Below are 24191 nucleotides of genomic sequence, written 5' to 3'. Positions count from 1 at the left end.
AGACCAGCAAAAAGCCGGCCGGCCGGGCGCTCCGCCTGCGACCGGCCGTTGTGCCCGCCATGCCGGCAAACACGCGTCACGGCGAGGGCTTCAGCGGCCTTCGAGCGCCAGATACACCGCATGCGCGATCATCACGTCGAGATGGGCGCCGCCGCCGTTCTTGAAGACGGTGATGTCCTCGGCCGAGTTGCGCGCCACCCGCCCCTGCACGAGATCGTGGAAGTCGCCCTCGATATCGGCCTCGGTGAGCGCGCCCGACTGCATCGGGATCATCACCTCGCCGATATGGCCGATGGTGGTGGCGCGGCTGTCGACGAACAGCCGGCCGCGGGCGAGCGTGGTGTCGTCCGCCTCGCGCATCGAGGGCGTGTAGGCGCCCACAAGGTCGACATGGGTGCCGGGCCGCAGCATCTCGCCCCGGATCAGCGGCTCGGTCGACATGGTGGCCGACGAGATCAGGTCGGCGCGCGCGACCGCGAGGTCGAGATCGGTTACCGCCTCGGCCGTGACCCCGTCCCTGGCCACGGCCTTGGCCAGCGCTTCGGCACGGGCGGTATTGCGGTTCCAGATCATCACGTGCTCGAGCGACGGCCGCACCGCGCGATGCGCCTCGATCAGCGGCCGCGCCATCGATCCGGCCCCCACCATCAGCATGGTGGACACGTCCGGGCGCGACAGGAGCGACGAGCCGAGCGCCGAATCCCCGGCCGTCTTCCAGGCCGTCAAATCCACGCCCTCGAGCACCGCCACCACATGGCCGCCGGCCTCATCGAACAGCAGCACCTGGCCCTGCACCGAGGGCTTGGGCGGCGTTTGGGAGGGATTGTCGGGATAGATCGTCACCGCCTTGACCCCGGAGGCCAGCCCGGGAATCCAGGCGGTGCGCACCAGCATCTTGCGCCCACCATTCTCGACGAGCGAGTCCCTCAGATCCGCCGGCGGCATCACATGGCCCGCCCTCAAGGCCTCGACCGCGAACAGCCAGGAACAGACCGAGCCGATATCGTCTCCGGTGACAATGCGCATGAAGTATCCCTCGTCGGGTTATCGTGTCAGATGGTGCGAAATGAGAAGGCTGCGGCGCCTTATGACCGGCCCTGGCGGGTCATCGCCTTGCGGATATCCTCAAGCGTGTCCTGCATGCTGGCCTGCAGCACCTTGAACGTCTCGCTTCCGGATTTCTGCGCCATGCCGGCAATCTCGCTGGTATTGCGGATCGCCATTTCGAAGGAATGCTTGGCAAACTCGGCCTGCGCCGACATCATCGCCTTCGGGTCGCTGCCGGCTTTCATCTTGCCGGCCATGGCGGAAATCTCGTCAAGCGCCTCGCGCACCATCTCCCGCTGGCGGGTGAGGATCGAGCTTGCGCCCGAGCCGGCGGTCCTTGCCGCTTCATCCAGCGCTTCGAGATTTTTCTGGTGCCGCGCCACGATGGCGTCGAGATCCGGCTGCGGCAGTTTGAGGTCCCTGCCAAAATTCAGGAACATGGAAACCAGATCGTCGGTGGATTTCTTCTCGGCCATGGGTGTCCTCCAGATTGCGGCGGCCGGGTTCGATCGATCGGCCGCCTCGGGTCCGGGACCGACTATACAGATCCCGCCGCCTCGACCCAATGCCAAATTCCCCTCAAGGCGCAACCCCGAGCCACGACCGGGCGTAAAAGCGCCGTCCGTCGCCGCCGCGGACGGTGGCACCAATCGGGATTGCGTGGATGAGAGTGGAGGCGGCGGACCCCGGCGGCGCTTTCGCGCGCGCCCTGGTCCGCGGGCAGTCACGACGGCAGCCGGCACCGGCTGCCCCGCCAAAACCGGCTCAGCGGCGGATGTCGTGCAGGTCGATCGTGGCGAAGCTTTCGAACACGATCCGGTCGACCCCGTAGCCACCGAAGGCGCCGCCAAAATCGCCGGGGAAGTGATCCGCACCACGGCCCGAACGATTGGGCAAGCTGCAGCCGCAGGCCAGCCCGTGCGCCCCGAAGCCACGCCGAAGCGCGACCTGAGAGCGGGGAGCAGATCCAATTCCAGCGGATCGCATCGGGTTCATGTCATTGTTTCGCATCGCTCGAAACACCTTTATCAATTTAATTCCAATGGCTTGCGTTACGCTTCGGACTCTTTTTGCAAGCCAGCTGATTCACATTCTCAACTCGCCGGCTCAATTCGCCGGCGCGGCATAGGCGGCCATGTCGGTTGGTGTCACCGGCACCACCGGAAAGGTGCGGTGCGCCACGAACCGCGCCGCCAGCCGGAGCCCGTCGGCGACATTGATGCGCCCCACCGACTGGTCGGCGGCGAACTGCATCTTGGCGCCGAACTTGCGCGCCAGCGCCTTCATGGCGTGGTTCTGCGAGCCGGTTTCGACGATGATGGTCGAGATGTTGTTCTCGGAGGCGGCCCTGAGCAGCGCCTTCAGCAGGATCGTGCCCAACCCCTTGCGACGCCAGTCGGAGGACACCGAGAAGGCCGATTCGCCCTCATGCTCGGCGATCTGCCCGCCAGTGTGCAGCTCGGCCACCGCCACCAGATGATCGCCGATATAGGCGCCGATCACGATCGCTTCGTTGAGCGAGCGGGCGATGTATTTGTCAAGCCAGGCGTCGGAGACCAGCCCGTTGAACCGGTCGCGGAAATCCTCGTAGTGCAGCTCGTGGATATGCGCACAGAAATCCTGCGCATCCGAGGGCCCCAGATACTTCAGGGACACGTCGGTCCCGATGACTAATTGTGGTTGTCGCGGTTTGAACAGAAACCGGAAGAGCATTGCCGACCTCCAAAGGTCATCCTCCCGAAAAACCCGACTAAGGTATAATTGTGCGCCGCAACAAAAGCAAGACAAGCTTTGACGCAGGGGTTAACATGGCGTGTTTTCGCTGACCCTAATGTGCCTGCAAAGCCAGCCACTTGGCGGAATTAAATGTGACGCAACAAGACGATGCGTCAACTTATCACACCTTTTGCGGCCACCCGGCTCCCTTTCGAGCGGCCCTGATGGTGGCGGCTCGCGGCGCCTCGCCCGGCCCCGACGCAGCCGACGGGGCTACAGCCGGCGGATCGCTCGAATCAGGCTCTCGACCAGATCGCCCGCATAGGTGGAGAACACCATGACTTCAAAGCTCGCCGCGTCGAGCCGCGTCAGTTGCACCGGCACATGGCCAAACAGCGTCGGCGCGCTCGCACCCGGGCCGAACCCCTCGTCATCGAGGTCGATGGCCGATTGGGTGGAGATCAGGTCGCCTGCCCTCGCCCCCGACAACTCGAGCCGCAGCCGCGCATCCGTGAGCTCGCACAGGCTCGCCCCGGCCGGGCCGTCGAGCCGCGCGGCAAGCGCATCGGCGCTCTCGCCCGGCCTGCCGACGGCCAGTGCCTGGCCGGGTTGAACCGGACGGAGGATGCCGTCGCCCGCAGGTGCGGCGGCGCGCACCGCAGCGTCCAGACCGACCGGCGCGGAGAGAAGCAGGACCGGCGCCTCCGGGCACAGCGCCAGCTCGATGCCGCTCACGGCCGGCAGGTCCGGCAGGCGCAGGCCCGGCGCCCGCGCCGGGATCACTGGGGCAAGCCCGCGCCTGGGCGGCGCCTTGATCGCGCTGGCGCCGAGGAACAGCGGATCGCCGACGATCGCCCGCGTCTCGATGCCCCGGAGCGGGTCCCAGACCGTCAAGATTTCGCCGTGCCGGGAGCGCCCGCGCCTGACCATGGCGAGCGCGATGGTGGAGTTGAGATGCGGCGACCAGCAGGCCGAACTCACATGGCCCTGGTCATTGGCCATGGCCGGCACCGCACCGGGCTCGAGCAGATGGCCGCCGGCGAGAATCCGGTGCGCGGGATTGACGGGCCTGAGCCCCACCAACTGCAACCGGTCGGGATCCTGCAATCCCTCGCGGCCGAGCATCGCCCGGCCGATGAAATCGTCCTTCTTGGCGCTCACCATCTTGCCGAGCCCGAGGTCGCCCGGGGTCACGCGGCCGTCGATCTCGGCATGGGTGATGAAGCCCTTCTCGATCCTGAGCACGTTGAGCGCCTCAAGCCCGTAGGGCGTGATGCCGAAGGGCGCGCCTGCCTGCATGATCGCATCCGCCACCGCCTCGCCCTGGCGTGCGGGCACCGCGAGTTCGAAGGCAAGTTCGCCCGAGAACGAAATCCGGAACAGCCGCGCGGCGAGCCCTGAGTGGAGCGTCACCTCGCGCGCGGCCATGAAGGGCATCGCCTCCTCCGAGAGGTCCGCGTCGACGATCCGGCCGAGCACGTCGCGCGAGGCAGGCCCCGCCACCGTGATCTGCGCCCACTGGTCGGTGACCGAGACGAGCCGCACGTCGAGATCGGGCCACAGCGCCTGCGCACAGAACTCCAGATGCGCCATGGCTTCGCCGGCAGCGCCGGTGGTGGTGGTGATCAGGTAATGGCTCTCGCCGAGCCGGCTCACGGTGCCGTCGTCCATCACCATGCCGTCTTCGCGCAGCATCAGCCCGTAGCGCGCCTTGCCGACGGCCAGCGTCGACATCTTGCCGGTATAGACGCGGTCGAGGAAGCGGGCGGCATCCTTGCCCGACAGGTCGATCTTGCCGAGAGTGGAGGCGTCCGAAATGCCGACGCCCGCGCGCACCGCCAGCGTCTCGCGGTCGCAGGCCTCCTTCCAGCCCGCCTCCCCGTCGCGCGGAAAATGCGAGGGCCGCATCCAGTGCCCGGCCTCGATGAACACGGCGCCGTGCTTCCTGGCCCAGCCGTCGAGCGGCGAGCGCCGCACCGGGCGGTAGTGGCTGCCGCGATGCTCGCCGGCAAGCGCGCCGATGCTGACCGGCGTGTAGAACGGGCGGAAGGTGGTGGTGCCGACCTGATCGGGCGTGAGCCCGCGCTGCTCGGCGAGGATGCCGATGGCGTTGACGTTGGAGAGCTTGCCCTGGTCGGTGGCCATGCCCGTGGTGGTGTAGCGCTTGGCGAGTTCGACATGGCCGTAGCCCTCGCGGACCGCAAGCCCCAGGTCGCTGACGGCGACATCGTTCTGGAAATCGACGAAGGCCTTGCCGCGCGCTTCCCCGACATGCCAGAGCGTCGTGAACCCGGTCGAACCGCCGCAGGCCTCGCGCGCGGCGGGCAGCTTCGCCGTCACTGGTGTGAAGCCGAGGGCGGCCGCGGCGTCCTCACCGGCGGCAGTCCCGCTTCTCAAACATCCGGCAAGGTCGAGAATTCCGGCCGCACTGCCGACTGCGGCGAGCCCGTCGCGCGATGCGGGGGGAAGGAACATGCCGGAGCCCGCATCCCAGACCGGCCGGTCGCCGCGCTGGCAGGCCAGATGCACCACCGGGTTCCAGCCCCCCGCCATCGCCAGCGCATCGACCTTGATCCGGCTGCGCTTGCCCGTGGCACGGTCGACCGCCTCGATCCCGGTCACCGATTTCGAGCCGAGCGTATCGGCCACCACATGGCCCTTGAGCACCCGCGCGCCTTCGGAGGCAGAGAGTTCGGCAGCGGATATCTCCGTGCGCGCGTCGACCAGCGTCACCTCAAGCCCGCGGGCGATCAGGTCGCGCGCGGTTTCATGGCCCGAAGGACCGGTCGAGAACACCGCCACATGGTCGCCGGGGCGGATCGCCTGGGCATTGGCGAGCCCGCGCATGGCCGAGGCCGTCATGGTGCCGGGGCGGTCGTTGCCGCCAAACACCAGCGGCCGCTCCTCGGCGCCGGCGGCCAGCACCGCGCGCCTGGCGACGATCCGCCAGACCCGTTGCGCGGGCCCCGAGGCCGCGCCGTCACGCCGCTCGACCGCGCCATAGACGCCGCTGTCATAGGTCCCGAACACGGTGGTGGCCGGGAGCAGCTGCACCCGGTCGAGGGACCCCAGTTCCGAAATCGCCGCGGCGGCGAAGCCCGGACCATCGGCGTCGCCGATCTCGACCCGGTCGTGAAGAAGCCGTCCGCCGAAAGCGGCATTCTCGTCGCACAGGATCACCCGGGCACCGGTACGGGCGGCGGCGAGCGCCGCCATCAGCCCCGCGGGTCCGGCCCCGATCACCAGCAGATCGCAATGTGCCCAGCGCTTCTCATAGACCTGCGGATCGGGCGCGTGGCTCGCCCGGCCGAGCCCCGCGGCCTTGCGGATCAGCGGCTCGTAAAGCGATTCCCACAGCGCCGCCGGCCACATGAAGGTCTTGTAGTAGAAGCCCGCGCCGATGAACGGCGTAAGCGCCGAATTGACCGCGCCGAGATCGAAGCCGAGCGAGGGCCAGCGGTTCTGGCTCTCGGCCTTGAGCCCGTCGCGAAGCGTGACCATGGAGGCGCGCAGATTGGGCTCGCGATGCCCGCCCGCGCCGACTGTCACCAGCGCATTGGGCTCCGAGGCGCCCCCGCTCACCAGCCCGCGCGGCCGGTGATACTTGAAGGAGCGGCCCATCAGGCTCACGCCATTGGCAAGCAGCGCCGAGGCAAGCGTGTCGCCGGCATGGCCGGTGAAGCTGCGTCCGTCGAAGCTGAAGGTGAAGACCTGGCTGCGATCGATCAGGCCGCCGTCGGGGAACCGCGAAAAACTCACCGCTTCGCCCTCCCCTTGCCGGTCCTGGTGCCTGAAGCAGCACTTGCCCCGCCGCCGCCGGTCGGAGCCCCTTGCGCACGGGTGAAGTCGGCGGCATCCGTGACCGCATGCACCGCGTGGGTGAAGGTGTCGCGCTCGACCACCAGCCAGCGCCGGCAGCCGCCCACATGCTGCCAGTGCTCGTGCATCACGCCGCGCACATTGTCGCGCAGGTGTACATAGGCGTCCCAGGCGTCAAACGGGGCATCCGGCCGTGGCCGCACCGGGGCCGCGTCGCCGCGGATCGAGAATTCCTCCTTGGGGCGCAGGCCGCAATGGGGACAGGGGATCAGGCTCGCCATGGTCTCGCTTCCCTAATGCAGGTTGGCCTGGGCGCCATGCCCGGTTTCGTCGATCTGGTAGCCGCGCGTGAAGCGGTCGAGCCTGAGCGCGCACGCAAGCTCATGGCTTTCGCCGGTCGCAAGCAGATGCGCGAAGCACCAGCCCGAGGCGGGCGTGGCCTTGAAGCCACCATAGCACCAGCCGCAATTGAGATAGAGATTGTCGAGCGGGGTGCGGTCGATGATCGGCGAGCCGTCCATCGACATGTCCATCACCCCGCCCCAGGCGCGCAGCACCTTGACCCGCGAGATCGACGGCACCATGGCGCAGGCCGCCTCCATCACGCTTTCGACCGTCGCGAGATTGCCGCGCTGGGCGTAGGAATTGTACATGTCGAGGCTGCCGCCAAAGACGAGCCCGCCCTTGTCGGACTGCGACAGGTAGAACAGCGCCGCGCCAAAGGTCACCACCTGGTCGATGAAGGGCTTCAATCCTTCCGAGACGAAGGCCTGTAGCACCTGGCTTTCGATCGGCAGCCGCATCCCGGCCATTTCCGCCACCTGGCCCGAATTGCCGGCGGCAGCCAGGCCCAGCCGGTTGCAGCCGATGAAGCCGCGCGTGGTCTCGACGCCCGTCACGCGTCCACCCTCGCGGCGGATGCCGGTCACCTCGCAGTTCTGGATCAGGTCGACGCCGCGGCTGTCGGCGCCGCGCGCATAGCCCCAGGCCACGCCGTCATGGCGGGCGGTGCCGCCGCGCCGCTGCATCAGCCCGCCCTGGACCGGAAAGCGCGCATTGTCGAAATCGAGGAACGGCACCAGCGCGCGCACCTGCTCGCGGTCGAGCAGTTCCGCATCCTCGCCAGCAAGCCGCATCGCGTTGCCGCGCCGCGCAAAGGCATCGCGCTGGCCATCGGAATGATAGAGGTTGATCACCCCGCGCTGCGACATCATCGCGTTGAAATTGAGCTCCTGCTCGAGCCCCTCCCAGAGCCGCAGCGAATGCGCATAGAACGGCTCGTTGCCTTCGAGCAGATAGTTGGCGCGCACGATCGTGGTGTTGCGCCCGACATTGCCCGAACCGAGATAGCCCTTCTCCAGCACCGCCACATTGGTGATGCCGTGGTTCTTCGCGAGATAATAGGCCGTGGCCAGCCCGTGGCCGCCGCCGCCGACGATGATTACGTCGTAATGCGCCTTCGGGTCCGGCTCGCGCCAGGCCGGCTTCCAGCCCCTGTTGCCTGACAGACCTTCGCGAAAGATCGAGAATGCTGAATATTTCATGGCTCTGCCCGTGGTCACGCTGTCCCAGAGAATGGCCTCCCAAGAGCAGAGTCAATGTGGAGCGGGGCCGACACACCGAATTGTTTGGAGCTGCAACTGATTCGCTCCGCCAAGCCTCAAGCGCCGCCAAACTGCGCGCATCGCCGAACAAACGCGGACGGACTTGCAGTCAAATCCCCCCAAATTGCTCTAAAAGCAGTTCGACATATGCGGGTAAAACTACGTTTTTGAGACAAGTTCGACGTTTAACTGTTTTATTTCGCCTTTAAATATGTGTTATTGCTTTATTTTATAGATTCCTAATGAAGCTCGAAAGGGTCACATGCCGCTCAAGCATATCTGTATCGTCGATGACGACATGGACGACATCTTTCTCATGTCTGCCTGCCTGAAACGCCTTGAGGACGAAGCCGCGCTGAAGCTGACCATCAGCACCTTCACCGACGGCCGCGATGCGCTGAGCTACTTCTCGACCACGCGCGTTCCCGATGCGCTGCTGCCCGATTGCATGTGCCTGGATATCAACATGCCCGGCATGGACGGGATCGAGCTGCTGACCCGCCTGCGGGAGATGCGTCATCTCGACAGGCTGCCGATCTATATCGTCAGCACGACGATCGACAGGAAAACACACGAAAAAGCCATTTCGCTGGGGGCGAACGGCTCTTACTCCAAGCCAGAAACCATGGCCGCAATGGAGGAAATGCAAAAGCAGCTGCTTGGAATTCGGACCGGCGAATAGGGGGGAGCCCATGCTGGATGCGATACGCTTTTACTTCGAGACCAATTCGTTTCTGGCGCATGGGTATTGCCTGACATGGCGCACCGACCTGATCGCCTTGCACGCACTGTCGGACCTGACCATCTTCCTGTCCTATTTCATCATCCCCACGGCCATGCTGTATCTGTACTACCGGCGTCGCGATCTGGTGCCTGACCGGATCTTCCTGCTGTTCTCCGCCTTCATCATCGCCTGCGGGCTGACCCATCTGGTGGGGTTCATCACCCTGTGGGACCCGATCTACGGCTTCGAAGGGGTGCTCAAGGCGGGCACGGCGGTGATTTCGGGGCTGACCGCGGTGGCGAGCTGGATGCTGATGCCCGCCGCGCTCAAGCTGCCGAGCACGAAGACGCTCAAGCACAAGAACAGCGCGCTCGCCTCGGCCATGCTCCAGCAACGCCAGGCCAATGCCGAACTCGAACAGATCAAGGCCGAACTCGAAACCCGCATAAAGGAACGCACGCGCGATCTGGAACTCAAGGCGGAGGCCCTCGAGAAAATGAATGCGAGCCTGTCGCAATACGCCCATTTCGCCTCGCACGACCTGCAGGAGCCGCTGCGCAAGATCGTCACCTTCACCGAAATCGCCATGGAGCAGGACAAATCCGGCGATCCGGAGCTGACCATGTATCTCGCCAAGATCAACGAGTCCGCACGCCGCGCCCGCACCCTGGTCCGCGACATCCTGCGGCACGCGGAGCTCGACCGTCACAAGATCGAGCCCAGGGAGCTGTCGTTGCGAATGGAAACCGAAAAGGTGCTCGATAATCTCGAATTGCCGATCGGCGAGCGCCAGGGGATGATCGAGGCCGAGATCGACGACATCACGGTTCTTGCAGACCCGACGCTGGTGTCGCAGGTGCTGCAGAACCTCGTCGTCAACGCGCTCAAATACACCCCCGCCGAGCGGGTTCCCCACATCAGCCTGAAAGCATCGAGGACCGGAGATGGCGCAATCTATGTGATCGAGGACAACGGCATGGGTTTCGATCCGGCATTTTCCGAAAGGATATTCGAGCCCTTCACCCGGCTTCACGCCGGTGCGGGCGTGAGCGGCACCGGCATGGGGCTCGCGATCGTCACCAAGGCGCTGGCCCTGCTCGGATGGTCCATCAGCGTCACCTCCCAGGAAAACACGGGAACGCGGTTCGTCATCCGCATTCCCGGCCCGCAGCTCGTTTGCGCGGCTGACGCCGCCCTCCCGGATATGGCCGCCCAATGAAACAGGTCCTGCTGATCGACGACGACGTCATGGAGCACAAACTGCTCGAAACCTTCCTGTTCCGCCGCTACGGCGGCGCGTTCGAGCTGGTCTGGGCGAATACCGTATCTGCCGCGATCGAGATCCTGCGCACGCGGTCGTTCGATGCCATCTTCATCGACCGGATCCTGCCGCCGCATCTGGGCGCGCGGGAAACCTTTCCGCTGCTGGCAGGGCACATCGGCAGCTCCCAGGTCATCTATATCTCGTCCGACACCTCCAGCTACCAGTGGCAGCCGGACAGCAACGGTGTCCCGATCCAGTTCATCGACAAGCTGGACATGCGCGACCGGATCATGAACGGACTGCTCGACGCGTAAGGCGGGCGTCCGCCTTTCCGGCCCCCGGCTGGCGCACCGGCCGTCAGGTGATGAAATGCAGCCCGTCGAAACCGGCACGGAAACCGGCGGTTTCGGCCGCCATGTCTTCGGGGGCATTGCTCCGGAGTGCCCGCGCGATCAGTTCGGCGAGCCGTGGCGCATCGCCCGGGCCGACGCCGCGGCGCACCAGTTCCGGCGTGCCGATCCTGAGCCCGTTCATGTCGCCCGCGACCTCGGCCACCGGCAAGCCGATGCCGCAGGCGAGGAAGCCCGCCTTGCGCAGCTTCTTCGACGCCGCCTGGCCGCCGCCGAAGCCCGCGGCCTCGATGGCGAACTGGTGCGAGCGGGTGAAGCCGCGCCCGGCGGCGAACACCGGCAGGCCCTGGTCCGCGAGCGCTTCGGCAAGCGCCACCGACAGCGCGATCATCGCCGCCGCATAGGCGCGACCGTGGGCGCGCCAGTCGAGCATGGTGACCGCCAGCGCCGCCGACTTGGCCGCATCGAAATTGGCGGTCATGCCCGGAAAGGCGATCGCGTCGAGCCGCCGGGCAAGCTCGGCGTCGTTGCTGACGATCAGCCCGCCGGCCGGCCCGCCAAGGCTCTTGTAGGTGCTCATCGTCATCAGATGCGCGCCCTCGCGCAGCGGATCGGCCCAGGCCTTGCCGGCGATGATGCCGCACTGGTGCGCGGCGTCGAACATCACCTTCGCCCCGACCTCGTCGGCAATCGCCCGCACCGCCCGCACCGGGTGCTCGAACAGGTTGAGGCTGCCGCCGACGGTGATCAGCTTCGGGCGCTCCCGGAGCACCATGTCGCGCAGGCCGTCGAGATCGACCGTGTAGCCATCCGCATTGACCGGGGCGGCAAGCGTGCGCAACCCGTAGAGCCCTGCGCAGCCGGCGGCATGATGGGTGACGTGCCCGCCAATGCTCGCCGGCGGCGCAATGATCGTGTCACCCGGCCGGCAGGTGGCCATGAAGCCGTAGAGATTGGCGAGCGCGCCGGAGGGCACGCGGATCTCGGCGAATTTCGCGTCGAACACCTCGGCGCAGAGTTCCGCCGCGATCACCTCGATTTCCTCGATCGCCTCCAGCCCCATCTCGTATTTGTCGCCCGGATAGCCGAGCGACGGCCGCGAGCCGATGCCCGAGGCAAGCAACGCCTCGGCGCGCGGGTTCATCACATTGGTCGCGGGATTGAGGTTGAAGCACTGGCGGTCGTGGATCTCGCGGTTGGCCTCGGCCAGCGCCTCGATCCGCACCAGGACATCGGCTTCGGGCGCGCCCGCGGTGCGGGCGGCGATGCTTTGCGCGAGGTCTTCCGAGGCTTGGGGCACCCAGTCGCGTCTGAAAAGTGTCATGGCTTGTCTCCCTTGCCGCAACAGTGCCGGCACGGGGCTGGTCGCGCAAACCAGATTATGTAAAATCTGGGTTAGAAAAACTAAGGTCACGCCATGCCGGTCTCTCCCCCACGGCCCAAGGGGCCGCCACTCAATGCGCTTCGCGCCTTCGAGGCCGCGGCCCGGCTCGGCGGCATTGCGCTCGCGGCCGACGAACTGTGCGTGACCCCCGGCGCAATCTCGCAACACATCAAGACGCTGGAACAGTGGGCCGGCGTCAAGCTGTTCGAGCGGCGTGCGCATGGTGTGGAGCTCACGAAGGCCGGGCGTGAGCTCGCGCCTGACTTCACCGCCGCCTTCGACCAGATGGGCCTTGCCCTGCACGCGCTGCGCCGGGCACGGCCGCAGCCGGCGATCACCATCGCCGCCCTGCCCTGCGTGGCCCAGCTCTGGCTGCCGCGCCATCTCACCGCCTTCCGGCTGGCCGTGCCCGCGGTGCGGCTGTCGGTGGTGGCGCTCGAAACCCCGCCGCATCTGAAACGCGAGCTGTTCGACTGCTCGCTCTTCATCCGCGACCCGGAGGAAACCGCGACCGGGATCGTGCTCGCGCGCGACGAAATCTTTCCGGTCTGCGCGCCCGCGATCGCCGCGCGGCTGAAAAACCCCGCGGATCTCTCGGGCGAAGTGCTGTTGCACGATGCGGTCTGGTCAGGGGACTGGCCGCTCTGGGCGGAGGCGGCCGGGCTGGCTTCCCAAGGCTTCAGCGAAGGCCCGCGCTACTCGCTCTACGGGCTTGCGCTCGAAGAGGCAAAGTCGGGCGCGGGCGTGCTGATGGGCCATGCCGGCCTTGTCGACGCGGCGCTTGCAAGAGGCGAACTGGTCCGCCCCTTTGCCGAGAGTGTCGCCACCGGCAAGGCACTGGTGCTCGACATGCCGTCGCGTCCGGCGCCCTCGAGCCAGGCCGCGCGGTTCTGCGAATTCCTGGTGCAGAACGGCGCGGGCTGAGGGGATCGGCCAGGTCGGCCCGAGGCTCAGAAGAACGCCTGGATGCCGGTCTGGGCGCGGCCCAGGATCAGCGCATGCACGTCGTGCGTGCCCTCATAGGTGTTGACGGTTTCCAGGTTCTGCGCGTGGCGCATCACATGGTATTCGGCCTGGATGCCGTTGCCGCCATGCATGTCGCGGGCCATGCGGGCGATGTCGAGCGCCTTGCCGCAATTGTTGCGCTTGACGATCGAGATCATCTCGGGTGCGAACCTGCCGTCGTCCATCAGCCGGCCCACGCGCAGCGAGGCCTGCAGGCCGAGCGCGATTTCGGTCTGCATGTCGGCGAGCTTCTTCTGGAACAGCTGAGTGCCGGCAAGCGGCTTGCCGAACTGGTGCCGGTCGAGGCCATACTGGCGCGCGCGGTGCCAGCAGTCTTCGGCAGCCCCCATCGCGCCCCAGGAAATGCCGTAGCGGGCGCGGTTGAGGCAGCCGAACGGCCCCTTGAGGCCGGACACGTTCGGCAGCAGCGCGTCCTCGCCGACCTCGACATTGTCCATCACCACTTCACCGGTGACGGAGGCGCGCAGGCTGAGCTTGCCGCCGATCTTCGGCGCGGACAGGCCCTTCATGCCCTTTTCGAGCACGAAGCCGCGGATTTCGCCGCCATGGGCCTCGGACTTGGCCCAGACCACGAACACGTCGGCGATCGGCGCGTTCGAGATCCACATCTTCGAACCGGTCAGCACATAGCCGCCATCGATCTTCTTCGCGCGGGTCTTCATGCCGCCCGGATCGGAGCCAGCGTCGGGCTCGGTCAGGCCGAAGCAGCCGACCCATTCGCCGGAGGCGAGCTTGGGCAGGTATTTCAGGCGCTGTTCTTCGCTGCCATAGGCCTGGATCGGGTACATCACCAGCGACGACTGCACGCTCATCATCGAGCGATAGCCGGAATCGATGCGTTCGACCTCGCGCGCCACCAGGCCGTAGGAGACGTAGCCGGCTTCCGCCCCGCCATAGGCTTCGGGAACCGTGACGCCGAGAAGGCCGGCCTGGCCCATTTCCGAGAAGATCTCGCGGTCGGTGACTTCGTTGAGATAGGCGTCGGACACGCGCGGCATCAGCTTGTCGGCAGCAAAGGCCGCCGCCGCATCCGCGATCATCCGCTCCTCTTCTGTCAACTGGTCGGCGAGAAGAAATGGATCGTCCCACTGGAAGGTGGATTTCGCGGACTTGATAGAAACGGCGGGCGACACGGACATCTCAGAAACTCCAATGTGATCCAGGAAAGCGGCAAACCAGGCCGAATGCCGGCAAGGTTACAGCCTCTTGTCTTTCTTTAACACGGTTTTTCCGAGATACTATAGGCTTAAAGTATTTTTTGCCGGGCGCGTCCTGGCGCCCCTCGACGGAACCGAGGTCGCAGGCGGCTCGATGATGTCCCAAAGCGCGATCAACTGGCGGCCTGCCCCGGCCAGGATCGGCGCGACCAGCCGGGCCATCGATACGCTGGTGCCGCCATGCATCCAGGAGGTTGTTTCGAAGTAGTCCGGGATGCTGGTCTCGAGCGTGTCCTCGAAGGAGCGCAGCACCCGCTTGATGCTCAAGGGCGGAACACAATCCTGCACAGGCGCGTTGACGACCGGCGGACCGAACGGCCAGTTGTCGGAGACCGCGAGCTCAAGCCACACCAGGCGGCGTGCCGTCTGGTCCATCCCGATCCTCGCCAGCAGCGGATAGTCGGCACTCAGAACGGCAAAATCAAACGCCGTGGCGTCCGGCACATTACCTGCCCCGGTTTCAAGCCAAAGGCGGTGAAACATCCGGATCCTGTCTGACGCGGTGGACGGCAGTTCAAACGACGAAAGATTGATGGCACCGGTCATGCGGATAAAACACTCACAACACTGCAAAAGCGGCTGCAGGATAGCTAGGTTCTCGACACGGATGGCGCTTCAGCGTTTACTTGACGCGCCGAACACTTAACTTTGGGCGCCATTTTCATGAAGCCGACACTGGCAGACCAATTCGAAGTCGCTGCAGGACTGGCCTCGGGCATCGCCCGCTACGCCACCAGCATCGGTCTTGACGCGGAGCCGATCGCGCGGGCCTGCGGTCTCGACCCGAGCCGTTTCTCGGCGCTGGGCGAGCGCGTCGGGCTCGACCGGGTCTGCCGTTTCATGGAGGCGCTGGCGCTGATCTCGGGCGACGACACCTTCGGGCTCAAATCCATTGCAGGCTTCGAACAGGGCGCCTCGGGTCCGTTCGGCTACGCCATGATGAACGCCCCGACCTTGCGCGATTGCCTGGTCTTTCTCGGGCGCAACCTCAACAAGATCAGCGAGACCAGCATCTGCACCCTGGAGATCGGATCGCGCGCGGCGCATTTCGAATGGACCTACTCGCCGCTGATCCTGCACCGGTCCCAGTTCGTCGATCTCGGGACCGCGCAGACATTCAACCACTTTCGCGCGATCCTGGGTGACGACGTGCGTCAGGTGCGGGTCGAACTGGAGCGCCGGCGTCCGACAAATACAAATTTACACAAACAGTTACTGTCTCCGAATGTGAGTTTCGGCGCGCCGGTCAACACCCTCGTGCTGCCGCGGGACATCCTCGACCGCAGCAATCCCCGTGCCGACGCGCGCCTGTTCGCCATCATGTCCCAGTACATGGATACGATCGAGCCGCGCGGCATGGACGGCAAGGATCCGGTGGCGGCGGTGCGGCTGCATGTGGCGGAGAACCTGGCGAGCGATCGGCTGACGCTGGCCGACGAGGCCGAACGGCTGCGCATGAGCGCGCGGACCCTGCAACGCCGCCTGACAGAGGCGGGCACGAGCATGCAGGCCATCGTCGACGAGTGTCGCAAGGAGATGGCCGAACGGCTCCTGCTGGAAACAGGCATGACGCTGTCGAGCATCGGCTACAAGCTGGGCTTCTCCGCCCCGGCGGCCTTCACCCGGTCGGCGATCCGCTGGTTCGGGCAGACGCCGAGCGAGTTTCGGCAGAAAAACCGCAAGACGATGTGAGCACCGCGATTGCAACCGGGTCGTGCCGGCCGCCGACATTGGCGGATTTGTGCCAGAATGATCCATTTTGGCGCACGGCGTGAAGGCAGCGAACGGCTCTTGAAGGCATAAGCGCGTCACTGCACCACTTGTTACCGGCGACGTTCGCGGCGGGCTATCGGCCACGCCGCATCTTGCGGTTCCTCCCCAGGAAGACCGACCGCCGCGCCCGAAAGGACACCATGATGGACATGGGAAACGACCAGGGGTCCCTGCCCCTGACGCGAACCGAACTGCGATGCCTGCGCCGCTGCGCGGAAGGCCGGACCGATCAGGAGATCGGCGCGGAACTCGAACTGACGGCGACCGAAGTAGCCGCCGTGCTCTCCGTCGTCATGCTCAAGCTGCGCGTGCCGAACCGCATGGCCGGCCTCGCCAAGGCAGCGCGGCTCGGCTATCTGCGCCACGACCAAGCCTGATCCGGACGAAAAACTGCTGCCCACCTGCCTTCGGGGGCGGGCCCGGGTGCGAGGCGCGGTTTTTCCAGGACATCAGCCGGAGCCAGGCGGGGCTCCGGCTGATGTCGATATTGCATGTGCAGGTCGAGCGAAACGCAGCGGCTGTGCCCCCTCGGGCCGCAGGCCGCTAAAGCCATGTATCGTAGTCGGACACCAGCAGGTGGCGGGGGCTTTCGTCCTCGGCGATGGTCGAAAACCGGCCGATCGGATCACGAAACACATTGTCGGTCAGGTCGTCATTGACGGTCGACACTTCTCCGATCAGCACGTCCGCGCCTTCTCCCCAGAACGCGTGCCAGACACCGGGCATCAGCGTCACGCTCTCGCCGGGATCGAGCTTGAGCAATCCGCCCGGCCCCAGCCTGCGCACCACGCCGTCGGTAACAACCGTCACATCCGAAGCAGGATCGATCGCGCCGTCCGCGGCCGAGGCGAACAGCTCCAGCACCAACGTTCCCCCGCCGCGGTTGATGATGTCCTCGGCCTTGATGACATGCCGGTGCATCGGCGACAGCTGATCTTTCCGCGAGATCATGATCTTCTCGGCATAGAGCATCCCCCGACCCCGGGCGAGATCGGCGGCGGAGCCGTTGCGGACGGTGAACAGGAACAGCCCCAGGTCGGCGAATTTCTCCTGACCGTAATCGGTGATGTCCCAGCCGAGCCGGTTGGCGCGGATATCCCCCGCATCCGATCCGGTTCTCCGACGCATCTCCTCCGGGTCCCAATAGGCGAATGGCGGCAACACATAGCCGAAGGACCGGACGAAGCGGTCGCTCTCGGTGAGGATTTCATTGATCTCGCTGCGCTGCATCGCATCCTCCCCGGCCTGGTCGGCCCTCAAATCGTCTGGCCAAAGGATTAAGGGCTTGCCCGATGCATTTCAATCGCGTTGCATGGGCAAGCGCCGCGATCCGGGCGAATGCCCGCCGCAGCAATTGCACAGTCCGGGCTTTCGGTTTATGCGCTAGTGCTGATCGTTACGGGAGCAATCAACAGGAAGTGGCCGCCGACAATGACATCGCACCGTAAACCCGAAGACGATGATGCAGACAATCTGCCATTGGCGTTGGAAGAGTTTCTGCCCTACCGGCTGGCCCGCGCCGCCGAACATGTCAGCCGCCAGTTCGCCGTGCTTTACCGCAAGCGCCATGGCATGACGCGGCCGGAGTGGCGGACCCTTGCCACGATCGGACAGTTCCACCACATCACCGCGACAGAAATCGGCCAGCACTCGTCGATGCACAAGACCAAGGTCAGCCGCGCCATCAAGACGCTGGAGGATCGCGGCTGGATCACCCGTCATGTCGACCAGGCCGATCGCCGGGTCGAGCATCTCGAACTGACCCGCGACGGCCGCGCCAACTACATGGAACTGGTCGGGATCGCCCGCCGCTACGAGGCGAGGCTGCTCGCCACCCTCGGAGAAACCGATGCCGCCCAGCTGTCAGCCGGCATCAGCGCGATCGAGACCCACATCGTCAATTCCTGAGGCGCGCGGCAAGCCGCGCGCCCTCGCCTGTTACGAAGTCCCGCCCCAGGGACCGTGCTGCTCGCCCTCGGCATCGAACCGTTCGAAGCCATGCGCGCCGAAGAAATCCCGCTGCGCCTGAATGAGATTGGCGGTGCCGCGCGCGCGCCGGTAGGTGTCGAAATAGCCGAGCGCGCTCGACAGTGCCGGGACCGGCAGGCCGTTGAGCGCCGCCTCGGCCACGATCCGGCGCAGGCTTGCGTCGGTGTCCTTGATCATTGCCGAGAATGCGGGCGTCAGCGCGAGATTGGACACGTCGGGATCGGCACCGAACGCGGTGGCGATTTCGCCCAGGAAGCGCGAGCGGATGATGCAGCCGGCCCGCCAGATGCGCGCGATCGTGGGCATCGGCAGGTTCCAGCCGAATTCGCGCGAGGCGGCCGCCATCACGGCGAAGCCTTGCGCATAAGCCGCGATCTTGCCGGCGAGCAGCGCCTTTTCGAGATCGTCGATCACTTCCTGGCTGTTGCGCCGGTCCTGCCGGGCGGGAAGGCCGAGCAGGCTTTCGGCGCGCGCGCGCTCAGCCCGCATCGCCGACAGCGACCGTGCCGCCACCGCCGCTTCGATCGCGGTCGCCGGCACGCCCATCATCTGGCTTTCGATCGCCGACCAGCGTCCCGTGCCCTTCTGGCCGGCCGCATCGACGATGACATCGACGATCGCCTTGCCCGTCGCCGCATCATGAACCTTGAGCACCTCGGCGGTGATGTCGATCAGGTAGGAATCGAGCGGGCCGGTCGACCAGGCGGAGAACACCGCGGCAATGGTCGGTGCGTCCATGCCGAGATGGTCGCGCATGACGCCATAGACCTCGGCGATCATCTGCATGTCGGCATATTCGATGCCGTTGTGGATGGTCTTGACGAAGTGGCCCGCGCCGTTCTCGCCGAGCCAGGCGGCGCAAGCCTCGCCCTCGTATTTGGCCGAAATCGCGGTGAGCACCGGCTCGACCCGCTTCCAGGCCGCCTCGGCCCCGCCGACCATGATCGAAGGACCGTGACGCGCGCCTTCCTCGCCTCCCGAAACGCCCATGCCGATGAACGTCAGGCCCGTGCCCTCGAGCGCAGTGAAGCGGCGCATGGTGTCGCGGAAATTGGCGTTGCCGGCATCGATGATGATGTCGCGGTCCTGCAGCAAAGGCTTGAGAGCCTCGATCTGCTGGTCGACCGGCTCGCCGGCCTTGACCATGATGATCACCGGGCGCGGCGGCCGGATGGCGCTGACGAATTCCTCGAGCGTGGCGCAGGCCGTCACCCGGTCCGCGAGCGCACCCGCATTGGCCGCGAATTCCGCGGTGCGCGCAGAGGTGCGGTTGTAGACCGCCACGTGATAGCCGTTGTCGGCGATGTTGAGAGCGAGATTCGCCCCCATCACGCCCAGTCCGATAACGCCAATTTCTGCAGCCGCCATGCCAGCTTCCTTTCACCGTGATAGTTCGGGCGGACACTGGCCCATGCGGGCGCAACCGGCAAGTCTCAGCGCGGGGTCAGGCTGGCGGCCACGCACATATCCCCTGCTTTCGGATGGGCGTCGCAACCATCGGCTTTGCGGCAAAACCCGCCTCGCGCATCCCCGCGCCAGCGCCGCAGCGGCGCGTCAGTCCGGTTTCGGCCGGTCGTCGTCATCGTCGAGGATTCGCCAGGCGGCCCCCTCGAGATCGTCATACTGGCCGGTCTTCATCGACCACAGGAACGCCCCGAGCCCAAGCGCACCGAGAAACAGGGCGATCGGAATGAGAAAGATCAGGGTGTTCATGCCGCGGCCTCAAGCCTCCGCGCCTCTTTATCGGGCGTTGCCGGACGCGCCGCGGCGGGCTTTGCGAAGGCTTCGATGCGGGTCTTGCGCCGAAGCCGCAGCGAGTTGAGCACGACCAGGATCGAGGACGAGGACATCGCCAGCGCCGCAATCAGCGGCGTGGCGTGGCCGAGCACCGCGGCCGGCACGGCCACGCAGTTATAGGCCACGGCCAGCCCGAAATTCTGCCGGATCAGGCTGCCTGCCTTGCGCGACACCTCGACCGCCAGCGGCACGGCTTCGAGCGAATCGTGCAGGAACACGAAGTCGGCGGCCATGCGCCCGACATCCGCGGCACTGGCCGGCGCCATCGAGACATGGGCAGCCGAAAGCGCGGGCGCATCGTTGAGCCCGTCGCCCACCATCAGCGGCTTGCCGCCCGCCGCGGTCAGCGCCTTGATGCGATCGACCTTGCCGCGCGGGCGAACGCCGGCGACATAGGCGGTCACGCCGAGCTCGTTGGCGAGTGCGCGCACCGGCGCTTCGCGGTCGCCCGACAGGATTTCGGCGTCGAGCCCAAGCGAGGACAGTCGCGTCACCGCCTGCACGGCCCCGCGGCGCAGCTGGTCGGAAAACAGGAAGATGTCGAGGAACGCGCCGTTTTTCGACAGCACCACCTGGCTCGCATCCGCGGCACGTTCGGCGCCCTGCTCGCTCTCGTCGAGCGCAAAGCCGGCGCGTCCCAGACGATAGACATCGCCCGACGGCGAAACCGCTTCGACACCCTCGCCGGGCGTTTCCCGGATCCGGAACTCCGGCAGCTCGGCGTTGACCGCGTCGAAACCGGCCAGCGCCTGGCTCAGGGGATGCCGCGAGGCCCGGGCGATGCGCGCCGCGAGCCTGAGATGGTCGGCCGTCACCGCTTCCGCATTGATCAGCACCGGCGTGCCGCGCGTGAGCGTGCCGGTCTTGTCGAACACCACATGATCGGCCTGGGCGAGCCGCTCCATGGCGGACCCGTCCTTGACCATCACGCCGTTCTCGAACAGGCGGCCTGCGGCGATCACCTGCACCACCGGCACCGCGAGCCCGAGCGCGCAGGGACAGGTGATGATCAGCACGGCCACCGCCGTCAGCATGGCCATGCGCCAGTCGCCCGACACCACCATCCAGCCGATGAAGGTTCCGAGCGCGAGCAGATGCACGGCAGGCGCATAGATCGCCGACGCGCGGTCGGCGATGCGGCGGTAGCCGGCACGGCCGCTTTCAGCGGCCTCCATCATCGCCACCATCTCCGCGAGGAACGAGTTGCGCGCGTCGCGCACGGCCTCGAGCACCAGCGGGCCGGTCAGGTTGAGCGTGCCCGCAGGCGCGAGCGAACCGGCCTCGACCAGTTGCGGCGCGCTTTCGCCGTTGACCACCGCGAAATCCATGTCCGAGCAGCCCGACACGACCCGGCCATCGACCGGGATGCGATCGCCGGGCGCGATCGCGAGCCGCATGCCGGGTTCGATTTCCTCGAGCGCCAGATATTCGCGGGCGCCGTCGTCGCGGATCACCATCGCCCCGCGCGGCGACAGCCGCACCAGGTTGCGCACCGCGGACCGGGCTTTCTCCCGCATCATGTGGTCGAGCGTGCGACCGGCGAGCAGGAAGAACAACAGCGTCACCGAGGCATCGAAATAGGCATGGTCGCCATGGGTGATGGTCTCGTGCAGCGAGATCGCATAGGCAAGGCCGACCCCGAGCGAGATCGGCACATCCATGTTGGCGCGGCCGTGCCGCAGCGCGCTCCAGGCCGAGCGGAAGAACACCCGGCCGGAATAGACCAGCGCCGGCGCCGCGATCAGCGCCGAAATCCAGTGAAACAGGTCGCGCGTCGCCGCGTCGGCGCCGGACCAGACCGAGACCGACAGCAGCATCACGTTCATCGAGGCAAAGCCCGCAACCGCAAGCGCCTTCAAAAGCTCGCGCATCGCCGGGTCGGAGGTCTCGTCCGCGCCGCCGGGCAGATGTGCGGGATAGCCGAGCGCCAGCAGCCTGTCGCCGAGCGCGGTCAGCAGCGTCTCGGTCGAGGCGTCCCGCGCAGCGGCCGGCTGTGTGCCGGCGGCGGCCTCGCCGCGCGCGACGCCATCCGCGAACACCACCGAAACGCGGCGCGTCGACAGGTTGACGCGCGCATGATCGACGCCCTTGATCCGGGGCAGTTCCTTTTCCAGAAGCGCGATGCAGGCCCCGCAATGGACGCCCGGAACGATCAGGTCGACCTGGCGCAGCCCCTTGCCCAGGCTCCGGCTCGAAAGCCACATTTCTTCGGCCGAAGGGGCCTGGGTCTCGAGCGCCTGAAGCTCGGCAGCGCTTTCCGTTCCCGCTGCGCAACAGCTCACGGCTGCATGCTCCCGTCAGCCCGGACGTGGAAACGCCGGCCGCGCTTGTAGATGGTCTCGCCGTCGAGCGTGGCGGTCACGGTCGCGATCCATTCGCCCTCGCGCAGCTCGCCCGGCGCGCGGTAGACACCGTCAGTGCCGCGCTCAAGCACCATCACCCGGTCCTGGTGCTCGCCCACCGGACGGCGCAGTTCGGCAGTCATGCTGTCCACCACCGCCGGCTTGCCCTCAGAATCGATGAAATCGATCGCCAGGCCGTCGGCGCTCGGCGTCAGCTTCGCCTGGTATCCCAGGGCGGCAATGGCCCGGTACTCTTCGGCCTTGGCGTTGAACTCCTGGCTCGCGACATAGGTGTTGGGCACCACCAGCCCGCTCCAGGTGGTCAGCGCAAACCGCGCCATCACCAGGTTGACCGTGATGATCACCCCGAAGAACGCCACCATGGTGAACAGCATGTGCTTGCCGGTGAATTCCGTGGGCTGGAAAATCGATCGGATCAGGCTCATCACTTGGTCTCCGGGGCGTGGAAGTTGGCGGTGTAGCTGTCCCGCTCATAGCTCGACTTGTCTTCGGCAATGAAGCGGAACGTGGAAGTGCTCGGGGTCACGAACTGCTTCGGCTGATGCACGTTGACCCTGAGTTCGCGCAGGCGGTCGGGATCGACGGGGATTGCCATCGAGACGCCCGCGGGCTGATCGATCCCCGGAATGCGCATGGTGGCGCCCGGCAAGCCCTCGATCGACAGGAAGATCACCCGGCGTTCGGGGATCATGTTGAGGATCTTGACCGAGTAGCCATTGCGAATGTCCCCGTTGGATTCGAGTACGAATTGCGGATTGCGGTCATGCAGCACATTAATCTCAAGCCGGTCGCGCGACAACAGCGCATAGACCAGGCCAAGACCGACCGCCGACCAGACACCCATGTAGAGCAGCGAGCGCAGGCGGAAGATGATGCGCCAGTTGAAATGCTTGACCGCATCGACGAAGCCGCCATCGGCCGTGCGCACCCGGCGCGTAGGAGATCAGCCCGCGCGGACGGTCGAGCTTGTCCATGATGTTGTCGCAGGCGTCGATGCAGAGCGCGCAGGTGATGCATTCGAGCTGCTGGCCGTCCCTGATGTCGATGCCCATCGGGCAGACCGCGACGCAGGCGTTGCAATCGACGCAATCCCCCTGCACCAGGCCTTGCGCGGCTGCCTTCTTGGCATGCCGGCCACGCGGCTCGCCGCGCCAGTCGTTGTAGGTCACCACCAACGAGTTTTCGTCGAGCATGGCCGCCTGGATGCGCGGCCAGGGGCACATGTAGATGCAGACCTGCTCGCGCATCAGGCCGCCGAAAATATAGGTCGTGGCGGTCAGGATGCCCACGGTGATATAGGCGACGGCTGCCGCGTGGCCGGTGACGAAATCCACCAGCAGCGTCGGCGCATCGGCAAAATAGAAGATCCAGGCGCCGCCGGTGGCGACCCCGATCATGATCCAGATCGCGTGCTTGCTGACCCGCTTGAATATCTTGGAGGCCGTCCAGGGCGCATCCTGCAGCTTCATGCGCTGCGCCCGGTCGCCCTCGATGGCGCGCTCGACGACCAGGAACAAATCGACCCAGACCGTCTGCGGACAGGTGTAGCCGCACCAGGCCCGCCCCACCGCCGAGGTGATCAGGAACAGGCCGAACCCGGCCATCACCAGAAGTCCGGCGACGAAGAAGAATTCCTGCGGCCAGATTTCGATGAAAAACAGGTAGAAGCGGCGGTTGGCGATGTCGAGCAGCACCGCCTGGTCGGGCGCATAGGGGCCGCGATCCCAGCGGATCCAGGGCGTGATGTAGTAGATCCCGAGCGTGACCAGCATCACCAGCCATTTGAACCGCCGGTACCCGCCTTCGGCGCGCTTGGGGAAGATCTTCTTGCGCGCCTCGTAAAGCGGCTTGCGCTTCCAGGCGGCATTGACGGGTTCGGCATCAAGCCGTTCGATCTGATCGAGTTCGGTGTCGGACCCGGAGGGCGTAGTTGTGTTCATCATTTGGCACCATTGATTTGGCCCGCACCATGCTCGCCTGCCCCGACATATGCTTTGATCAAGATCAATTTGCATAATCCCGCTTCAGGCGCCGATTCACGTGCTTCAAGCGCCCGCGCGCCGCGGAATTCCGGCCTTTCGGACCCCGTGGCGGCTGCCCCCTTGCATCCGTTCGGCG

Annotated in this window: 20 protein-coding genes and 3 pseudogenes; 7 read left to right on the top strand and 16 right to left on the bottom strand. The window is 66.1% G+C overall.

The window, feature by feature from the left end; translation table 11 throughout:
* Nucleotides 1-90: 90 nt before the first annotated feature.
* From AWJ14_RS09855 to AWJ14_RS09830, 7 genes and pseudogenes are all read right to left on the bottom strand, one after another.
* A complete protein-coding gene (locus AWJ14_RS09855; RefSeq protein WP_066177988.1) occupies nt 91-1026 on the bottom strand; it encodes an ornithine cyclodeaminase family protein in 936 nt (311 codons plus the stop codon).
* Nucleotides 1027-1085: 59 nt separating this feature from the next.
* A complete protein-coding gene (locus AWJ14_RS09850; protein ID WP_066177986.1) occupies nt 1086-1523 on the bottom strand; it encodes a phasin family protein in 438 nt (145 codons plus the stop codon).
* A gap of 289 nt (nt 1524-1812) precedes the next feature.
* Nucleotides 1813-1944 (bottom strand): hypothetical protein, encoded by a 132-nt coding sequence (locus AWJ14_RS22990; protein ID WP_280949311.1) that lies wholly within the window; start codon nt 1942-1944, stop codon nt 1813-1815.
* Between the two features lie 210 nt (nt 1945-2154).
* Nucleotides 2155-2703 carry a GNAT family N-acetyltransferase gene (locus AWJ14_RS09845; protein WP_171904854.1) on the bottom strand — a complete coding sequence of 183 codons (549 nt, stop codon included), beginning with the start codon at nt 2701-2703 and terminating at the stop codon, nt 2155-2157.
* 888 nt (nt 2704-3591) lie between these two features.
* Nucleotides 3592-6522 (bottom strand): annotated as a pseudogene (locus tag AWJ14_RS09840) (sarcosine oxidase subunit alpha family protein); the annotation flags it as partial.
* An 89-nt stretch (nt 6523-6611) separates the two neighbouring features.
* Nucleotides 6612-6863 (bottom strand): annotated as a pseudogene (locus tag AWJ14_RS09835) (sarcosine oxidase subunit delta); the annotation flags it as partial.
* Nucleotides 6864-6875: 12 nt separating this feature from the next.
* The gene (locus tag AWJ14_RS09830) at nt 6876-8126 is read right to left on the bottom strand and encodes a sarcosine oxidase subunit beta family protein (RefSeq protein WP_066177980.1); all 1251 of its coding nucleotides are present in this window, start codon (nt 8124-8126) and stop codon (nt 6876-6878) included.
* Nucleotides 8127-8448: 322 nt separating this feature from the next.
* On the opposite strand from AWJ14_RS09830, the gene AWJ14_RS09825 reads away from it, so the two are divergent.
* From AWJ14_RS09825 to AWJ14_RS09815, 3 genes are read left to right on the top strand one after another with little or no spacing between them, the layout of a single operon-like run.
* Nucleotides 8449-8868 carry a response regulator gene (locus AWJ14_RS09825; protein WP_066177978.1) on the top strand — a complete coding sequence of 140 codons (420 nt, stop codon included), beginning with the start codon at nt 8449-8451 and terminating at the stop codon, nt 8866-8868.
* 10 nt (nt 8869-8878) lie between these two features.
* A complete protein-coding gene (locus AWJ14_RS09820) occupies nt 8879-10129 on the top strand; it encodes a sensor histidine kinase (protein ID WP_066177976.1) in 1251 nt (416 codons plus the stop codon).
* Nucleotides 10126-10488 carry a response regulator gene (locus AWJ14_RS09815; protein ID WP_066177974.1) on the top strand — a complete coding sequence of 121 codons (363 nt, stop codon included), beginning with the start codon at nt 10126-10128 and terminating at the stop codon, nt 10486-10488. Before AWJ14_RS09820 ends, AWJ14_RS09815 begins: the two co-directional genes overlap by 4 nt.
* A gap of 43 nt (nt 10489-10531) precedes the next feature.
* On the opposite strand, the gene AWJ14_RS09810 is transcribed toward AWJ14_RS09815, so the two are convergent.
* Nucleotides 10532-11848: a serine hydroxymethyltransferase gene (locus AWJ14_RS09810; RefSeq protein WP_066177972.1), complete on the bottom strand. Its 1317-nt coding sequence runs from the start codon at nt 11846-11848 to the stop codon at nt 10532-10534.
* A gap of 93 nt (nt 11849-11941) precedes the next feature.
* On the opposite strand from AWJ14_RS09810, the gene AWJ14_RS09805 reads away from it, so the two are divergent.
* Nucleotides 11942-12832, top strand: coding sequence for a LysR family transcriptional regulator (locus AWJ14_RS09805; RefSeq protein ID WP_066177970.1), 891 nt, complete (start codon nt 11942-11944; stop codon nt 12830-12832).
* Nucleotides 12833-12858: 26 nt separating this feature from the next.
* On the opposite strand, the gene AWJ14_RS09800 is transcribed toward AWJ14_RS09805, so the two are convergent.
* Both AWJ14_RS09800 and AWJ14_RS09795 read right to left on the bottom strand, forming a co-directional pair.
* Nucleotides 12859-14073, bottom strand: coding sequence for an acyl-CoA dehydrogenase (locus tag AWJ14_RS09800; RefSeq protein WP_210183519.1), 1215 nt, complete (start codon nt 14071-14073; stop codon nt 12859-12861).
* Nucleotides 14074-14172: 99 nt separating this feature from the next.
* The gene (locus AWJ14_RS09795; protein WP_066177968.1) at nt 14173-14697 is read right to left on the bottom strand and encodes a hypothetical protein; all 525 of its coding nucleotides are present in this window, start codon (nt 14695-14697) and stop codon (nt 14173-14175) included.
* Between the two features lie 117 nt (nt 14698-14814).
* On the opposite strand from AWJ14_RS09795, the gene AWJ14_RS09790 reads away from it, so the two are divergent.
* Nucleotides 14815-15843: an AraC family transcriptional regulator gene (locus AWJ14_RS09790; protein ID WP_066178598.1), complete on the top strand. Its 1029-nt coding sequence runs from the start codon at nt 14815-14817 to the stop codon at nt 15841-15843.
* A gap of 224 nt (nt 15844-16067) precedes the next feature.
* Nucleotides 16068-16301: a LuxR C-terminal-related transcriptional regulator gene (locus AWJ14_RS09785; RefSeq protein ID WP_066177966.1), complete on the top strand. Its 234-nt coding sequence runs from the start codon at nt 16068-16070 to the stop codon at nt 16299-16301.
* A 166-nt stretch (nt 16302-16467) separates the two neighbouring features.
* Here AWJ14_RS09785 and AWJ14_RS09780 read toward each other — a convergent pair whose 3' ends face one another.
* Nucleotides 16468-17154, bottom strand: a complete 687-nt coding sequence (locus AWJ14_RS09780; RefSeq protein ID WP_066177965.1) for a D-lyxose/D-mannose family sugar isomerase — start codon at nt 17152-17154, stop codon at nt 16468-16470.
* Nucleotides 17155-17355: 201 nt separating this feature from the next.
* On the opposite strand from AWJ14_RS09780, the gene AWJ14_RS09775 reads away from it, so the two are divergent.
* Nucleotides 17356-17832, top strand: a complete 477-nt coding sequence (locus tag AWJ14_RS09775) for a MarR family winged helix-turn-helix transcriptional regulator (RefSeq protein ID WP_066177963.1) — start codon at nt 17356-17358, stop codon at nt 17830-17832.
* Between the two features lie 30 nt (nt 17833-17862).
* On the opposite strand, the gene gndA is transcribed toward AWJ14_RS09775, so the two are convergent.
* The 5 genes and pseudogenes from gndA to ccoG form a co-directional block, all read right to left on the bottom strand.
* Nucleotides 17863-19281 carry an NADP-dependent phosphogluconate dehydrogenase gene (gndA, locus tag AWJ14_RS09770; RefSeq protein WP_066177961.1) on the bottom strand — a complete coding sequence of 473 codons (1419 nt, stop codon included), beginning with the start codon at nt 19279-19281 and terminating at the stop codon, nt 17863-17865.
* Between the two features lie 186 nt (nt 19282-19467).
* Nucleotides 19468-19626 carry a cbb3-type cytochrome oxidase assembly protein CcoS gene (gene ccoS, locus AWJ14_RS09765; RefSeq protein ID WP_066177960.1) on the bottom strand — a complete coding sequence of 53 codons (159 nt, stop codon included), beginning with the start codon at nt 19624-19626 and terminating at the stop codon, nt 19468-19470.
* Nucleotides 19623-21992, bottom strand: coding sequence for a cation-translocating P-type ATPase (locus AWJ14_RS09760; RefSeq protein ID WP_066177957.1), 2370 nt, complete (start codon nt 21990-21992; stop codon nt 19623-19625). The genes ccoS and AWJ14_RS09760 overlap by 4 nt, the downstream gene beginning before the upstream one ends.
* Nucleotides 21989-22498, bottom strand: coding sequence for a FixH family protein (locus AWJ14_RS09755; RefSeq protein WP_083220157.1), 510 nt, complete (start codon nt 22496-22498; stop codon nt 21989-21991). The genes AWJ14_RS09760 and AWJ14_RS09755 overlap by 4 nt, the downstream gene beginning before the upstream one ends.
* Nucleotides 22498-24013, bottom strand: a pseudogene (ccoG, locus tag AWJ14_RS09750) (cytochrome c oxidase accessory protein CcoG). Before ccoG ends, AWJ14_RS09755 begins: the two are co-directional and overlap by 1 nt.
* Nucleotides 24014-24191: the final 178 nt, after the last annotated feature.

It is taken from the genome of Parahoeflea olei (assembly GCF_001703635.1).
Classification (GTDB): Bacteria; Pseudomonadota; Alphaproteobacteria; order Rhizobiales; family Rhizobiaceae; genus Hoeflea; species Hoeflea olei.
The sequence above is the reverse complement of the archived record's forward strand: the minus strand, read 5'-3'. Positions and strand labels throughout refer to the sequence as shown.

Excerpts from the sequence above, each read along its gene's own strand:
- AWJ14_RS09790 (WP_066178598.1), top strand. The coding sequence starts at position 14,815 with ATGAAGCCGACACTGGCAGACCAATTCGAAGTCGCTGCAGGACTGGCC.
- AWJ14_RS09820 (WP_066177976.1), top strand. The coding sequence starts at position 8,879 with ATGCTGGATGCGATACGCTTTTACTTCGAGACCAATTCGTTTCTGGCG.
- AWJ14_RS09780 (WP_066177965.1), bottom strand. The coding sequence starts at position 17,154 with ATGCAGCGCAGCGAGATCAATGAAATCCTCACCGAGAGCGACCGCTTC.
- AWJ14_RS09785 (WP_066177966.1), top strand. The coding sequence starts at position 16,068 with ATGGACATGGGAAACGACCAGGGGTCCCTGCCCCTGACGCGAACCGAA.
- AWJ14_RS09815 (WP_066177974.1), top strand. The coding sequence starts at position 10,126 with ATGAAACAGGTCCTGCTGATCGACGACGACGTCATGGAGCACAAACTG.
- ccoS (WP_066177960.1), bottom strand. The coding sequence starts at position 19,626 with ATGAACACCCTGATCTTTCTCATTCCGATCGCCCTGTTTCTCGGTGCG.
- AWJ14_RS09810 (WP_066177972.1), bottom strand. The coding sequence starts at position 11,848 with ATGACACTTTTCAGACGCGACTGGGTGCCCCAAGCCTCGGAAGACCTC.
- AWJ14_RS09830 (WP_066177980.1), bottom strand. The coding sequence starts at position 8,126 with ATGAAATATTCAGCATTCTCGATCTTTCGCGAAGGTCTGTCAGGCAAC.
- AWJ14_RS09805 (WP_066177970.1), top strand. The coding sequence starts at position 11,942 with ATGCCGGTCTCTCCCCCACGGCCCAAGGGGCCGCCACTCAATGCGCTT.
- AWJ14_RS09755 (WP_083220157.1), bottom strand. The coding sequence starts at position 22,498 with ATGAGCCTGATCCGATCGATTTTCCAGCCCACGGAATTCACCGGCAAG.
- AWJ14_RS09825 (WP_066177978.1), top strand. The coding sequence starts at position 8,449 with ATGCCGCTCAAGCATATCTGTATCGTCGATGACGACATGGACGACATC.
- AWJ14_RS09855 (WP_066177988.1), bottom strand. The coding sequence starts at position 1,026 with ATGCGCATTGTCACCGGAGACGATATCGGCTCGGTCTGTTCCTGGCTG.
- AWJ14_RS09775 (WP_066177963.1), top strand. The coding sequence starts at position 17,356 with ATGACATCGCACCGTAAACCCGAAGACGATGATGCAGACAATCTGCCA.
- AWJ14_RS09850 (WP_066177986.1), bottom strand. The coding sequence starts at position 1,523 with ATGGCCGAGAAGAAATCCACCGACGATCTGGTTTCCATGTTCCTGAAT.
- AWJ14_RS09795 (WP_066177968.1), bottom strand. The coding sequence starts at position 14,697 with ATGACCGGTGCCATCAATCTTTCGTCGTTTGAACTGCCGTCCACCGCG.
- gndA (WP_066177961.1), bottom strand. The coding sequence starts at position 19,281 with ATGGCGGCTGCAGAAATTGGCGTTATCGGACTGGGCGTGATGGGGGCG.
- AWJ14_RS09800 (WP_210183519.1), bottom strand. The coding sequence starts at position 14,073 with ATGTCCGTGTCGCCCGCCGTTTCTATCAAGTCCGCGAAATCCACCTTC.